Source organism: Peribacillus sp. P4_B1 (assembly GCF_056402395.1).
Genome location: NZ_JBFUHM010000004.1, coordinates 146531 through 160735, shown reverse-complemented (window position 1 = coordinate 160735; position 14205 = coordinate 146531). Strand labels below are relative to the sequence as shown.

13 protein-coding genes and 4 pseudogenes are annotated in these 14205 nt (G+C 37.4%); 15 read left to right on the top strand and 2 right to left on the bottom strand.

What is annotated here, in order from left to right:
• Window positions 1-173 (top strand): annotated as a pseudogene (locus AC1DVK_RS03890) (group II intron reverse transcriptase/maturase); the annotation flags it as partial.
• A gap of 330 nt (window positions 174-503) precedes the next feature.
• Here AC1DVK_RS03890 and AC1DVK_RS03885 read toward each other — a convergent pair.
• A complete protein-coding gene (locus AC1DVK_RS03885; protein WP_089364551.1) occupies window positions 504-1154 on the bottom strand; it encodes a TetR/AcrR family transcriptional regulator in 651 nt (216 codons plus the stop codon).
• Between the two features lie 291 nt (window positions 1155-1445).
• On the opposite strand from AC1DVK_RS03885, the gene AC1DVK_RS03880 reads away from it, so the two are divergent.
• The 5 genes from AC1DVK_RS03880 to AC1DVK_RS03860 all read left to right on the top strand — a co-directional run bounded on the left by AC1DVK_RS03880 (window position 1446) and on the right by AC1DVK_RS03860 (window position 4568).
• Window positions 1446-2288, top strand: coding sequence for an SDR family NAD(P)-dependent oxidoreductase (locus AC1DVK_RS03880; RefSeq protein ID WP_089364550.1), 843 nt, complete (start codon window positions 1446-1448; stop codon window positions 2286-2288).
• A complete protein-coding gene (locus tag AC1DVK_RS03875; protein ID WP_477625877.1) occupies window positions 2273-2449 on the top strand; it encodes a hypothetical protein in 177 nt (58 codons plus the stop codon). Before AC1DVK_RS03880 ends, AC1DVK_RS03875 begins: the two co-directional genes overlap by 16 nt.
• A gap of 305 nt (window positions 2450-2754) precedes the next feature.
• The gene (locus AC1DVK_RS03870) at window positions 2755-3060 is read left to right on the top strand and encodes an NIPSNAP family protein (protein WP_089364548.1); all 306 of its coding nucleotides are present in this window, start codon (window positions 2755-2757) and stop codon (window positions 3058-3060) included.
• A gap of 119 nt (window positions 3061-3179) precedes the next feature.
• The gene (locus AC1DVK_RS03865; protein ID WP_477625876.1) at window positions 3180-3347 is read left to right on the top strand and encodes a hypothetical protein; all 168 of its coding nucleotides are present in this window, start codon (window positions 3180-3182) and stop codon (window positions 3345-3347) included.
• Window positions 3348-3584: 237 nt separating this feature from the next.
• Window positions 3585-4568, top strand: a complete 984-nt coding sequence (locus tag AC1DVK_RS03860) for a ketoacyl-ACP synthase III (protein WP_061461621.1) — start codon at window positions 3585-3587, stop codon at window positions 4566-4568.
• Between the two features lie 174 nt (window positions 4569-4742).
• Here the strand turns inward: AC1DVK_RS03860 and AC1DVK_RS03855 are convergent.
• A pseudogene (locus AC1DVK_RS03855) lies at window positions 4743-5278 on the bottom strand (YczE/YyaS/YitT family protein).
• A gap of 115 nt (window positions 5279-5393) precedes the next feature.
• Here AC1DVK_RS03855 and AC1DVK_RS03850 point away from each other — a divergent pair.
• From AC1DVK_RS03850 to AC1DVK_RS03810, 9 genes and pseudogenes are all read left to right on the top strand, one after another.
• A complete protein-coding gene (locus AC1DVK_RS03850) occupies window positions 5394-5846 on the top strand; it encodes a MarR family winged helix-turn-helix transcriptional regulator (RefSeq protein WP_477625875.1) in 453 nt (150 codons plus the stop codon).
• 25 nt (window positions 5847-5871) lie between these two features.
• Window positions 5872-6390 carry a spermidine/spermine N(1)-acetyltransferase gene (paiA, locus tag AC1DVK_RS03845; protein ID WP_477625874.1) on the top strand — a complete coding sequence of 173 codons (519 nt, stop codon included), beginning with the start codon at window positions 5872-5874 and terminating at the stop codon, window positions 6388-6390.
• A gap of 181 nt (window positions 6391-6571) precedes the next feature.
• Complete coding sequence (locus AC1DVK_RS03840) at window positions 6572-7183, top strand: FMN-binding negative transcriptional regulator (RefSeq protein ID WP_477625873.1); 612 nt, start codon at window positions 6572-6574, stop codon at window positions 7181-7183.
• Window positions 7184-7601: 418 nt separating this feature from the next.
• Complete coding sequence (locus AC1DVK_RS03835; protein WP_477625880.1) at window positions 7602-9134, top strand: bifunctional metallophosphatase/5'-nucleotidase; 1533 nt, start codon at window positions 7602-7604, stop codon at window positions 9132-9134.
• A gap of 463 nt (window positions 9135-9597) precedes the next feature.
• The gene (locus AC1DVK_RS03830) at window positions 9598-9987 is read left to right on the top strand and encodes a cupredoxin domain-containing protein (protein ID WP_317777746.1); all 390 of its coding nucleotides are present in this window, start codon (window positions 9598-9600) and stop codon (window positions 9985-9987) included.
• A 305-nt stretch (window positions 9988-10292) separates the two neighbouring features.
• Complete coding sequence (locus tag AC1DVK_RS03825) at window positions 10293-10679, top strand: DUF1259 domain-containing protein (protein WP_477625872.1); 387 nt, start codon at window positions 10293-10295, stop codon at window positions 10677-10679.
• A 45-nt stretch (window positions 10680-10724) separates the two neighbouring features.
• Window positions 10725-11802, top strand: a pseudogene (locus AC1DVK_RS03820) (IS110 family RNA-guided transposase); the annotation flags it as partial.
• Between the two features lie 440 nt (window positions 11803-12242).
• Window positions 12243-12508: pseudogene (locus AC1DVK_RS03815) on the top strand (IS6 family transposase); the annotation flags it as partial.
• Between the two features lie 107 nt (window positions 12509-12615).
• Window positions 12616-14112 carry a helix-turn-helix domain-containing protein gene (locus AC1DVK_RS03810; RefSeq protein WP_410861659.1) on the top strand — a complete coding sequence of 499 codons (1497 nt, stop codon included), beginning with the start codon at window positions 12616-12618 and terminating at the stop codon, window positions 14110-14112.
• Window positions 14113-14205: the final 93 nt, after the last annotated feature.

The following is a 14205-nucleotide window of genomic DNA, read 5'->3' as shown; positions in this document are numbered from 1 at the left end:
TCAAAGGATTAGGCGTCCCATTTGGAAAAGCATATGAATGGGGAAATAGCAGAAAGGGTTATTGGCGCATAGCGCATAGTCCTATTCTAGACAAAACCCTTAATAATGTTTATTGGCTCCATCATGGGTTAGTAAATCTATATGAACGATATACAAAACTACGTCAGACTTAAACTGAACCGCCGTATACCGAACGGTACGTACGGTGGTGTGAGAGGTCGGAGGCTAGGCGCCTCCTCCTACTCGATTTCTTCAACTATCGGGGCAGGATAGTTCATTAAGGAACATAAAAATATTCAATCTTTTTTATAAAAGAATAATCCAATTAAATAGTATAAGGGCTTGTTTTGATTAATCTTTTTCAAAACAGGCCCTTTCTATTTATTCATTTATCAAAGTTGCTTGTATTAAAAAATACCCTCGTGTCGTTTTGAAATAAAGTTGCGACGTTTTAAAAAATAAAGAAAAGACACCCTAAGTTGCTTTTTTTTTCTCTAGAAGACTCAACTCGAAAATAACGAACCGACAACCAAAGACAGCGTTTGCTTGTAAACGGCATGTGCGGACTGCACATCACTAAAATGTCCGCACATGTAAAGGTGGATAACACCGTGGAGCGACGCCCAGAAGATACGGACGACGGTTTCCGTGTCATACGGACCGGTAATCAGTCCCTGCTCTTGCGCATCACCAATTACTGTCAATAACTGCTGCATAGCTGTTACTGTACCGTGTATGCTCTCCTCGTCTGGTTTGAAATCCGCGAAGGCTCCTCCGAACATCAGCTTGTAATAACCGGAGTAACGCTGTCCGAATTGCCAGAAGGTTTCGCCTAAATTAAACAGCTGCTGCATCGGATCGTCAGCGCGCGGCGTTCCCTCGAATTCGTTGGCGAGAATCTTGCAGCCATCGAGATAAAGCTGCTGAGCCAGTCCATCTTTATTGACAAACAGGTTGTATATGATTTTGGTAGAGCAATTCATCTTCTGCGCAACTTTACGCACCGTCACAGCTTCAGGACCCTCATCGTACAAAATCGTTGCCGCAGCATCGACGACGAGCTTTCGAAGATTTTCGATATTTTTCAAGCGAGCCTCCTGATACGTTTCCAACTTTTTCGTATTTGCAGCGAAGGAATTATTTTGTTCTGTCATCGCTATCACCCTCAATTAATACATTTTTGATAAGAAACAATGTTTCCAGCTCTTAACAGGAATTTTAATATAATTGTCGGACTGTTGTCAATGTTGCGAGGGATGCTAAAAACCAACGATTCAAAAAACGATGTTGACTTTCTTAAAAAGCTTAGTTACAATGATTTCAATCGGAAACACTGTTACCGGAACGTATCATAATTCTTGACTCTTATGAGAGTCAGGAATTATTTTTAAGGACTAAGTAACACTGTTTCCTAATTATAAAAAAGTAGATAGGAGAGTTGCACAATGAACATAAAAGGAAAGTGGGCGCTTGTCACGGGAGCTTCATCCGGCATCGGAGAGCAATTCGCCCGACAATTGGCCAAAGAGGGTGGCCACCTTGTACTCGTAGCCCGATCGAAAAACAAGCTGGAGAATCTGGCATCGGAGCTTAGAAAGAAGCACGGCGTCAAGGTCGAGGTGATTCCTACCGATCTTGGCAAAGAGGGCGCGCCAGGCGAGTTATATCGGCAATGTCAACTTCTGAATTTAGAGATCGAAATGCTGGTCAACAACGCAGGCTTTGCCACGCATGGTTTGTTTGAACAAATGTCAGGCGTGCGCCAGCATGAGGAAGTCATGCTCAATGTTGCCGCTGTTGTAGATATGACGCACTTGTTTTTGCCGGATATGTTGTGTAGAAACTCCGGGGCCGTTATCAATGTCGCATCGACCGCCGGATTTCAGCCCCTTCCCTATATGGCCGTATACGGAGCAACGAAAGCCTTCGTCTTGTCGTTTACCCAAGCCTTGTGGTGGGAGAACCGCAACAGTGGCGTCCAATTTTTCACGCTTTGTCCCGGAGCGACGGACACCGGCTTCTTCAACGTCGTAGGCGCGGAAGAAGCCGCCGTCGGTAAGAAAGACACACCGGAGCGAGTCGTGGAAGTTGCGCTTCGGGCATTGAAGGACGGGAAGCTGTATGTCGTTCCGGGAACACAGAATTATATAGGCACGCAGATCGGACGATTCATGACGAGGAAACAGGGACTCCGTCTCGTTGGCGGCATGCTTCGTCCACGCGACGGCTCCGCCAACAATAAGAAGCCGGCCGGTCCGTCCGATCTTGCAGAATGGATGATCCAGTAGGCGCACTGATGGCTAATTCGGCAAATATTTCAGCTAATGCTTCTGTCCATAACCCATCCGGGACCGAACACACGCCGGTGAAGCACAGGCTTGTTTCAGAGATCAGCCCGGCCGGGAAAGTCATGGAAAGCTGGCACATTCAATTCGAGAAGGCAGAATAAACTTTAGATACACTGAAATTGATTAAAAATTTTTATAAAAATCAAACTGAAATATTCTGGATAGGAATCTATTTTGATCAAACTTTTTTCAAAATAGATTCTTTTTATTTATCGTAAAATGTGGGTTTGCGAGATATTTTTGATTAAACTTTATTTAAAAGCTACACCTCGAAAGAATGTGGAGCTTGATTGAATTACTAGTAGGATAAAGAGGTGGAAGTATATGGAGTAACCAATTGTACTAACGGGGCAGGTTAGTCGAATTATATGTTATGATGGAAAAAAATAGATTTTCGGGGGGTAAAATGGTTACATGCTATTTGAAATATGTTATTGACCCTTATAAATTAAATGAGTTCGAGGAATACGGTAAGATGTGGATTCGATTAGTTAATAAATTAGGCGGTACACATCAGGGTTATTTCCTTCCACATGAGGGTGCTAATAATATTGCTTATGCATTATTCACTTTCCCAAGTTTAGCAGCATATGAAGAGTACCGAGTAAAAATGGCATTGGATGCAGAATGTCAAGAAGCATATAAATTTGCAGAAGAGACTAAATGTATTTTAAGTTATGAGAGAAGCTTTATGCGTCCTTTATTCGAATGAACATATATTAAAGTTGAAAAGTAATCTATACATATCTTGTTAAGCTAACAGGTGCTTTACTTCAATAAGGAAGGTTGCTTCGGCAGCCTTTTTCTTATGGCATTGACGGTGCAGGATTGTTGAACAAGAAGATTTACGTAATTATAGACTTTGGAAGGGGATTACTGGGATGTAATGTTAAACTTTTTAAAAAGATATTGAAAGGACTGGACTCAGAATTACAATATAAATATCCAGATGAAGACGGTGTAAATAAAATTTCATTTAAAGAGTCGCAACAAAACTGAATGAAAATAGCATTACTCTTATGTCTCATAGGTGTAATCTCATATTTTCTATAAGTAATACGTTGTTCTTCAACTAAAATGTCACTGAAGATCGGAACTGTCTTTAAGGCAACTTTTTCTTTATACAACTAAAGGGATAGGATAGTTGCATAAGATTTTTTTTACTTTATAATTAGTACCAGGTAATAATATCAAGTGGTGAAATTGATATAATTCATACAACGAGGTGGTTACTCTGTGATTAAATCTAAAGCACGTATTACTGCGATAGGTTCTTATGTTCCAGAAAAAAGGTTAACAAATAAAGACTTAGAAAAATTGATTGAAACCAATGATGAATGGATTGTTAAACGTACTGGAATTAAAGAACGAAGAATATCACATGAAGAAGAGTTTACTAGTGATATAAGTTATAAAGCTGTAAAGGATTTAATGGAACGGTATGATAAATCGGTCGAAGATGTTGATATGATTATTGTCTGTACCTTTTCACCTGATTTCAACACACCAAGTGTAGCTTCTTTAGTCCAAGCAAAGCTAGGTATTAAGAATACTGGAGCTATTGATTTAAACGCTGCTTGTGCAGGATTTACTTATGGGTTGCATGTAGCTAATGGATTAGTAACATCTGGTTTAAACAAGAAAGTCCTTGTTATTGGAGCTGATACTCTATCTAAAATTATGGACTATGAAGACCGAGCCACTTGTATTTTATTTGGAGATGGTGGAGGAGCAGTTCTTGTAGAATATGATGAACAACAACCAAGTTTTATTTCTTCACATTTATATTCGGAAGGAGCAGGCGGAAAACATTTATATAGTACAAACCTATCGACACGTATAAATGGTGAAGACTTAAATAATAGTGGTAACCTTGTACAAAATGGACGTGAGGTTTATAAATGGGCTGTTACTACTGTTCCAAAAGGAATGCAAACTGTGATGAAAAATACTGAATTCCATTTGAATGATGTTGATTGGTTTGTTCCGCATAGTGCAAATTTAAGAATGATTGAGTCAATATGTGATAGAAGTGGTTTTCCAATTGAGCGTACATTATATAGCTTAGTCGAGTATGGAAATACTTCCTCAGCATCAATACCATTAGCTTTAGATAAAGGAGTAAGTGAAGGAAAGCTCAGTAATGGTGAGAAGATTTTATTATATGGTTTCGGTGGTGGATTAGCACAAGCAGGATTGCTTATCAATTGGACCCTATAACGCCTTTTTCTTAAACCAACAGGTGCCTTAGCTAGATCGGAGCTGTCTTAGGAACTAAGGGGGCAGATTTCAGAAAGAATTTTAGATATTATTCCAATTCAATAATTGTAAAAGATCCATATGTTATAAATCCCCTCAGAATAACTTCTGAAGGGATTTTTCGGTTTTCCATTGTTATAGTTGTTTCAATTTGGCATTATTATAATTTGGTGATTTACTAGATTGTGATAATATCCGGTCTAATACTTTTTCAGTAAGTGGCATAAAGTAATTAAGTATTAGCCCCCCTAAACAAACGGTTAATAAGGTTCCAACGCCAATTGGTCCATTTAAAATCATTGCCATTATCAAGAATACGAGGTAAATGAATGTTCTCGAAAAAAGCTGATTTCAAAACAAACAACTTTGCTGTACCATAGTTCAGGTCTTATCAAATTGTGCAATAAAAAAAGCCACATATCAATACCTATACCCGTTATAAATGCTGTTAACAACCCCAAAACTTCTGGTCTTTGTCTTTTTAAAAATGAATTACAACCTATCAATATTAAAGCTATTATTATTTCCCAGCTTCCSACAGTAAGCCCCACATTTATCGACAGTCCTACTAAAAGTGCATCAAAAGGTGAAGTTCCAAGGTCTGATTGTATAGTGAAAGAAATACCAAGGGTTAATATTAAAATTCCTAATACATAAAAAACATATTTCACTYTACTCGACCCCTTTATCATTATTTTTTGTTGCAAATGCAACGAATTTAAGTTAAATTTAATAYATATCSWTTTTATTGCATTTGCAACKAAAATACGTACTAAGGAGTTAATTATGAAGGAAATTCTTCGTGAAATTGGAATGATAGCAAGGGCATTAGATTCTATAAGTAATATAGAATTTAAAGAATATGACCTTACAAAAGGGCAGTATTTGTACMTTGTACGGATATGTGAAAATCCAGGARTCATTCAAGAAAAGTTAGCTGAGATGATAAAAGTAGATCGAACAACAGCATCTCGTKCAATAAAAAAACTTGAAATTAATGGATTTATTGAAAAGAAAGAAGATATACATAACAAAAAAATTAAAAAACTCTTTCCAACAAAGAAAGGGGAAAATGTCTATCCTTTTATAAAAAGAGAAAATGATTATTCCAATATCATTGCATTAGATGGATTTTCCGAAAGAGAAGTAGAAACCATCTTCAATCTTCTTCAAAGGGTAAGAAAAAATGTAGAAAAAGACTGGGGATTTGTAAAAAAGGGAAACAAGAGAAATTACTAATTATATAAAGGAGCGATATATTTAAATGACTATTAATACAAAAAAGTGTACCCTTGAAGATTCACGCAAACTTCAAGAAATTAGTTATGAAACGTTTAATGAGACATTTAAGCATCAGAACACACCCGAAAATATGAATGCCTATTTGGAAAAGTCATTTAACCTAAAACAATTAGAAGAAGAATTATCCAATATTTCTTCGCAATTCTTTTTTGTTTATTTTGATAATGAAGTCGCTGGATATTTAAAGATCAATACCAATGACGCTCAGTCTGAAGATATGGGTGCTGAATCACTTGAAATCGAGAGGATTTATATAAAGAACAGTTTTCAAAAACATGGGCTTGGTAAATATCTGCTAAATAAAGCTATGGAAATTGCGATGGAACATAACAAAAAGAAAGTCTGGCTTGGTGTATGGGAAAAAAATGAAAATGCTATTGCTTTTTACAAGAAACTGGGGTTTGTTCAAACTGGAGCCCACTCTTTTTATATGGGTGATGAAGAACAAATTGACTTTATAATGACCAAAACACTACTATAACTTTTTTTGAAAGGTCATAATTACGGGGTATTTTTTTTAATGAAGTAGAGTGAGGATGGATAATTATAGATGAGGTTCTCGAGGATAGACATTTAGTAAAAGTTGCTATGATTGTGTTTAATAATTTTTACGAATCAATTGTCTTTTTAAAAGTTTATATCAGGTGGAAAGGAGATTTTTTATGTATATCCCTAAGCAATTTGAAATAAAAGAATTAGCAGTAGCCTACGATGTAATACAGGAGAATGGTTTTGCGACATTGTGTTCAATGCATGAAGGCTTGCCTTTTGCTACACATTTACCACTGCTGTTGAATAAGGAGAAAAACTATTTGTATGGTCATTTTGCTCGTCCGAACCATCAATGGAAAGATATTAAAAATCAAACAGTCTTAGCAGTTTTTCATGGTCCTCACTGTTATATCTCCTCCTCTTGGTATGAGACCAATCAAGCAGTACCAACATGGAATTATGTGACTGTTCATGTATACGGCGAAGCCGAACTTATTGAGGATGAACAGGAGTTAACGGATTCCTTGCAGGACATGGTATTGAAGTATGAAGCCCCTGATAGTTCATACAGATTGCAAGATTTAGACGCTGACTTTCTCGCTGGGATGAACAAAGGAATTCAAGGCTTTAAAATAAAAATCAACAAGATAGAGGGGAAAGCGAAATTAAGTCAAAACCATTCCTTACATCGACAAGAGCTGATTATTAATCAGCTGGAAGAAATCCAAAATACAGATGAGCAAAAAATTTCCTCTTTAATGAAGGCAAACCTAAAAAAATAACGTTGAATGTTGCTGCACTAACGGGAGTGTTGATCCAAAAAGGATTAACACTCCTTTTGTTGGACTTCTTTAACAACGGAGCAGATTTCAATACTAACTGTAATTAGCAGCTGCATTTTTTTACTATCGGGTTAATGGAAGATAAATTGGATCCTTTTTTAAATAATCTAGTCAAAATCTTAACAGATTTCTAAATGTTAAGCAGTATGAATATTTTTAAAAGGATATGCATGTGCTGGGTTAATTTAATAATTATTATCTAAAATATAACAAAAAATCACGGTCCCTTTATACGGATATAAAATTCCAGAGTTATTCTTAATTTACATCTAGAGGGAGGGATCGGAAGTTGTCAAAATTTCAGGCCATAACTTCTTTGTTCATCTTGGTATTTATCATCATTCTCGTAACTTATAAAATCACAGCATTATCATCCAAACATTCCACAACGAATCATTCCACATCCAACCGCCACATTCAAGTTCAATTGTTAGGCGTTAATGATTTTCACGGCCAACTAAACAAATATCAAATGGTTTCAGGAACCATGGCAGGGGGTGCTGAATACCTGGCTGCGTATTTAAAAAAATATATAAAAGAAAACCCAAATACACTACTTGTTCATTCTGGTGATATGGTAGGAGGAAGTCCTCCAATCTCTTCTCGATTTAAAGACGAACCCACGATTGAATTTTTAAATCTCCTGCACTTTGATGTCGGGACACCTGGAAATCATGAATTAGACCAAGGCGTAAATGAAATGAAACGTCTTATTTATGGAGGATTCAATAAAAAAACAGGTTATTTTCAAGGTGCCAATACTTCTTACAGTTCTGCAAATATCATCGATACAAAATCGGGTACTCCCTTGTTACCACCGTATGTTATTAAACAAATTGACGGAATAAATATTGGCTTTATCGGTGTCGTCACAAAAGAGACTAACCTGTATGTGGCGCCTGAAAATCGAAAGGAAGTAGAAATTACGGATGAAGTTACAGCTATTAACCGAACTGTTAAGCTTTTAAAGGAAAAAGGGATCAAAGTAATTGTTGTACTGGCACATGATTCAGCTAAATCAGATCAGTCAGGAGCAAATTCCAGTGGAGCTATAGTGGAGATGGCTCCCAAAATCGATGATGAGGTCGATGTCATTTTTACCGGTCACAGCCATGAATATGCCAATACCGTTGTAGCCGGTAAACTGATCGTTCAAGCTTATTCTAATGGGAAAGCCTTTTCTCAAGTAAATCTTGAAATGGACCCACATACTAAAAATATTGTTAAGAAACAAGCAAAGATTATTATCACTTCACATCATAAAATTAACCCAGATAAAGAAACGGTTGCTCTTCTAAATAAATATAGAAAAAGATTGGGGAGCTATTTTAATCAGATAATAGGAGAAATGCCTGAAGAAATCTCACGAAATAAAGATGAAAACGGTGAATCCCCATTAGCAAAAATGATTGCAGAATCTGAGCGGGAAGCCATGGGGGTAGATATAGCTTTTGTCCATCAAGGAGAAATGCGGAAAAATTTTAAAAAAGGGGATATCACTGTAGAAGACCTTTATACAAACCTGCCTATGGATCATAATGTCAGTAAGTTAATCTTAACAGGAGACCAAATAAAACTTGCTTTAGAACAGCAGTGGGCGAAAGAATATGAAAATAGGTTACAAACGGTTGGTTTAACGTTTAATTGGGACCCCAATGCTCCAATTGGTAACCGCATTATTGAGCTGAAAGACATGAAGGGTCAAGAGATTCAGCCAAACAACGAATATGAAGTAGCGGTTAGTAATTATTTAGCTTCAGGCGGTGATAACTTCACTGCATTTGAACAAGGTAGACTCGTTGAATCCGGTCCACAAGTTGTCACTGCACTTATACACTATATCCAACAGAAGTATCCACATGAAATTTCTCTCCATTCATTGAAAAAATGAAGGGGAACCACAAGGACCTGCATAAGTGGCTTTTGAGGAAGATGAAGCTGGAGGATTTTATGAATTTGATGAAATAGGTTTGGAATAGCACGAGATATTGAATATCAATGGTTTTTGGTAAATACTTACTTATTAAAAAAGTTGTAGAACTTAGACCGCTAAAAAGTGAAGTCCTCAAGATTGGTTTATAGAGTGGGTAGAGCAATTAAACGAGAAATAAAAGGTAACTACTTATTCAGATAACAAGTGCTTTACTTCAAATAAGGGAGCTGCCTTGGCAGCTCGTTTTCTTATGGATAAACGGGCAGTTTAGTTGCATAAGAATAGACTCCAGAATATTAGAGCCGATCTTCCTCTTTTCACTGTTTCAGATAAAAAAGTTACTATTTGAAAGCACGCAACCAAATTTATAGTAATAATATTTAATAAATTAGAAAAAAATAGAGGAAAGGAGGGATTGCGAATGTCTATGAAAAAGTGGGTAACAGGATTGGGCGTTGTGCTTGCAATGGTTGTAGTTGTGGCAACACTAGGCTCACTCGGCGTATTTGCCGAATCCGGTGTTATAAATCAGCCTATGGAGACGGGGAAATCGATTGAGGTCGAGTTGAACGATGATTTCTTTAATCCGAAAGTCATCACTATTCCGAATGGAACAGCCACAACGTTGATATTAAAGAACAAAGGCAGTAAAGAGCACACCTTCACACTGGAAAAGCTCGGAATTGACGTTGAGCTCCAGCCAGGTGAAGAAAAAAACATTACCGTGAATCCGAAACAGCCCGGTACATATGAACTGATATGTCGGTACCATTTCGAGAAAGGAATGGTTGGGAAAGTAATAGTCGAATAAAATGCAGGGCCAATAAGGCCTTGTTTTTTTATAGGCAAGGCTTGTATTATCGATTAAGTTTTAGAGAGATTTTTATTAAGCTTGTTTTTCAATACAGAGGATATTGATGCTTGAATAATAATTGTCCACCTCTAATAAATGGTTCATTAGTAAGCTTTGGCGATCAGCTCTTTTCTTATGGAGCTAACAGGAGCAGTATAGTTTGAACAAGATATAAAATAGTTTTCATTTCAAAATAGATTCATATCCGTTTCGGATCTATTCATTGATTCATATCCTATTAATATTAGGGAGGGGATGAATAGATGGCATCTAATGATGAATTAATTTGTCAAAAGTTTGCTAGAATTATCGGTGGACAAGAAGGTTTTGCGGGTGGAAAATGTGTAACAACCATAAACCGAAATGATATAAAAGCAAAAATTTTAGGAAAACGTTTTAGAGTAACCTCTTCTTTCTCATTTGAATCAAGAGATAATCAGACTGGACGAGCATTGTGCCTAGGTAGGGTTGCACTCTTGCAAAAAGAAGTCAAGAATTTTGTTGCTTTGATTCTTAAACAAGGAATAATAGTTTCATCCATACACAATGAGTGGCTATTTGATAATCCGAATTTGATTTACGTTAATATCGAAGCTGTTGATGATCCATTAGTTTTTGCAAAGAAAGTTAGAAAAGCGCTAAGGAACTAACGGACGGCGAATACGACCATTGGCAATGTCAGAAATACTTGCAATGTGATAGTTGGGATGGAACCGACAGGGCATTATTGGTTGAACCTAGCTCATATGTTAAAAGAAAATGAAAAGTTTGGCTGTAAACCCTTTGCACGTCAAGAAAAGCAAGGAGCTTGATGATAATTCTCCTATTAAAAATGATGTGAAAGATGCTAAAGTCATTGCACAGTTGGTCAAAGACGGAAGGTACGCCGAACCTACGATACCACAAGGAGTTTATGCCGAACTACGGGTGGCGAAGAAAATTCGTGATCTTTTAACAGAGGATTTTCAGACGGTCCAAGGCCAGGTCCATAACTGGATTGATCGGTACTTTCCAGAATTTCTAACGGTATTTAAGAAGTGGGAGGGAAAAGCAGCATTACAATTCCTAAAGCCCTATGCTTTACCACATGAAATAGTAAATTTAACTGAACACGAACTGTTAGCCCACTTAAGAAAAACCGTGACCCGAAGTGTAGGTCTAAGCAAAATTCGTAAGTTAAAGCAAGCAGCCAGTTAGTCCATCGGACTTCGACAAGGCTCCGAAATGGCAAAACTGGAGCTGAAAACGCTTCTGGCTAAATATGAATTAATCCACTTAAAATTCGAAGAATTGGATACAAAAATAGATTGTTTACTTGATGAAATACCAGGTGTGCCACAAATGTTAGCGATAAAAGGTGTTGGTAGATACACTATTGCCGGCTTCTTTGCAGAAGTTGGTGACCTTAAGGAATATACTCATCCCCGACAAATTATTAAGCTGGCCGGCTTAAGCTTAAAAGAAAATATCTCTGGTAAGCATAAGGGGAAAACAACCATCACTAAGAGGGGACGGAAAAAGCTGCGAGCCATGTTGTTCAGGTTTTGTATGATTCTGGTCGCCAGAAATTCAGCATTTAAGGCATTACATGCCTACTATACTCAACATCCAGATAATCCATTAAAGAAGATGCAGTCCCTTATTGCTTTATGTAATAAACTGATCCGTATTTTCTTTAGCATGGGTAAAAAGCAATTTGAATTTAATGAAGAAAAGATGTTAAAGGATATTCCTCATATGCGAGTATCAAAGAAGGTGGAACTAGCAGCTTGATTCAGTTTTAGATTAGATAAAATAGTAGAGGCGAGTTTTCTTGGTTATGTATATTTGGGTATCATTTGAAGCACGGATTAGTCGGCAAAGCAACTAAATTACGGGCAAGGACCCTGTGGGGCAGCATGGCTGACATCCACCTCAAGGAAAGGTTGGACGAAGGAATTTGAGAGCGAAGACTCTGGGAGGCATGGGAGGGTTGACCTCCATGAGAAATGTGGACATCCACCAGTGTGATCATAATTTAACTCATTCACCAATTTTGTAAGTTGTTGGTTAGTGGGCTATAATTCTTTTTTTAAAAGGTCTAATTTTATCCATTCAAGTGATTTTCACCCAACATTAAGTAGTTACCGGCAGGTAAACTACTATGAAAATCTAAGAAAAACAGAGATATCGAGAGGTTTTGCTTTCTTTATTGAGGGAGTTTAGTTGAATAGTTAAAAGAGGACAAGATGATACCTGAAGGCGTCAAAATCAGTCAAATACGGTATATTAACATATAGTTGAACTTTGAACTAGATCATCGTTTCATTAAGAAGCGTGTGCGTTAATGTTAGGATTCAAGTCGTATGGAACACCCACTTCTATATTGAGTGGTATTAAAGCGATGCATACGATGAAAAAAGGACAACTTCACCAGCATGTGAAATCTGTCAAAAAAGATGTAAAATTCATACATAAGATGTTTGAAATTGCTTCATAATCAGTTTTTGCACCAGAATCCTTAATCGGATAGACGCTGTAGTGATGAAAATAAGCTTGGTTTAGAGATAATTAATCAGAAAAAATCTATCATAAGGGAGTACCTGTATGGTTAAATTGTTAATTGCTGATCGCGATCAAAATGAACGAACAGGGATTGGCTGGCTAGTTTCTTCGTTTTCGATTCCATTTGATCACATTCTATTAGCAGGCTCAGTATCTGAGGTATTTCATCTAATAGAGACCGAAGTACCAGATGTTGTTTGCATTGAACTCGATATGATTCCAAAGGATACGTGGGACAGCTTTAAGGAGCTGACAAAACGGTACATACAAAAAGTCATCGTCATGACGGCTGAAGCCACATTTGAACGTGCGCTTCAAGGCATCGAGCTTCATGCCTATGACCTATGGGTAAAACCTCAGTCGCCTGACCATATCAAACGAGTATTAACCCAGTGCTGCAAGGCCGTTTCAAAAACTGAGGAGAAACAAGAGCCATCGGCTCAAATTGAGGTTCCTTCCGTATCTTACAGTTCTCTATTCGTGCATCAAGAAACGTTAGGCGCCAATTTCCGATTAATGCTGATGCAGTTGGAAAATTCGAAGAAACAACCTATACTGCTATCTTTTTTACAAGAATATCCATTTAAAAATCGACCGGTTGTATTGCCGCTAAGCGACATGATCGTTTCTGTTTTTTCATTCGATAACCAGCAGCCGCAGCCACTCAAACAATTAAAGCACATAGGCAATCGGATTCTAACCGAATGGGAAGAGCAGTTTTCGGAGCCCATGTCACTAGTTTTATATGATACTAATGACCCGTTGCTTTCGTTAAATGAAAAATATCTTCATGCGAAGCAAGCGCTAGAAATTCGTTTTTTCAAAGGATATCGACAGCTTTCGGTCATTGAGGATAAGGTGAACTGGGTTATGATCGATCCGTTTTTAACCCCGTCTGAACAGCGCGAATGGATTGACATGCTGAACGAAGGTGACAGGGACAAAATTAAGCAGTGGATGTATAAAGAATTTTTGAATAAGGCAGATCCCTATCCCGAGCCAGGTTTATTGCGAACCCGGTTAACAAGCTTATTAGCCCAAGTCCGACGCTTCATGAAGTCATTTTATCTTGACGAAGGGATGCTTGAGAGACGTTATCATCAAGTATTTGAATCCATCCTATACAATCCGATTCTATATCGGATCGTCCAGGAGTTATTGCTGTTCTTATATGAAGTTCTTGATCGGGCAAATAACAATCAAGAAAACGCTCGTACAAATGTGATTGAGCAGGCCATCCGGTACATTGAGGAGAATTTTACTAACCCTACGCTAAGGCTTGAGGACGTTGCGAACCAAGTAAACAGAAGCCCAGCGTATTTTAGCTCGCTCTTAACAAAAAAACAAGGAAGCTCGTTCCGACAGCTATTAACAAAGACACGGATAAACGAAGCGCAGCGTCTATTGATAGATACAAAACTCTCGATTCAAGATGTAGCAGATAAAACAGGATTTATAAATGCAAATTACTTTAGCAAAATTTTCAAGGAAAAAACCGGTACAACCCCTCGTTCATTTAGAAATCGTAAAAAAGTATAGAAATCTAAAATAATTATAGTTTTCAAATGTAAGCGTTTTACATTACACTTTAAATTCGAAAAAAATTAGAAAAATTCAAAAAATAGACGTCTG

What these genes read in the sequence shown, in the direction of transcription:
- AC1DVK_RS03875 (WP_477625877.1), top strand. Translation starts at nt 2,273, where the DNA reads ATGGATGATCCAGTAGGCGCACTGATGGCTAATTCGGCAAATATTTCA.
- AC1DVK_RS03825 (WP_477625872.1), top strand. Translation starts at nt 10,293, where the DNA reads ATGGCATCTAATGATGAATTAATTTGTCAAAAGTTTGCTAGAATTATC.
- AC1DVK_RS03830 (WP_317777746.1), top strand. Translation starts at nt 9,598, where the DNA reads ATGTCTATGAAAAAGTGGGTAACAGGATTGGGCGTTGTGCTTGCAATG.
- AC1DVK_RS03885 (WP_089364551.1), bottom strand. Translation starts at nt 1,154, where the DNA reads ATGACAGAACAAAATAATTCCTTCGCTGCAAATACGAAAAAGTTGGAA.
- AC1DVK_RS03880 (WP_089364550.1), top strand. Translation starts at nt 1,446, where the DNA reads ATGAACATAAAAGGAAAGTGGGCGCTTGTCACGGGAGCTTCATCCGGC.
- paiA (WP_477625874.1), top strand. Translation starts at nt 5,872, where the DNA reads ATGACTATTAATACAAAAAAGTGTACCCTTGAAGATTCACGCAAACTT.
- AC1DVK_RS03810 (WP_410861659.1), top strand. Translation starts at nt 12,616, where the DNA reads ATGGTTAAATTGTTAATTGCTGATCGCGATCAAAATGAACGAACAGGG.
- AC1DVK_RS03840 (WP_477625873.1), top strand. Translation starts at nt 6,572, where the DNA reads ATGTATATCCCTAAGCAATTTGAAATAAAAGAATTAGCAGTAGCCTAC.
- AC1DVK_RS03870 (WP_089364548.1), top strand. Translation starts at nt 2,755, where the DNA reads ATGGTTACATGCTATTTGAAATATGTTATTGACCCTTATAAATTAAAT.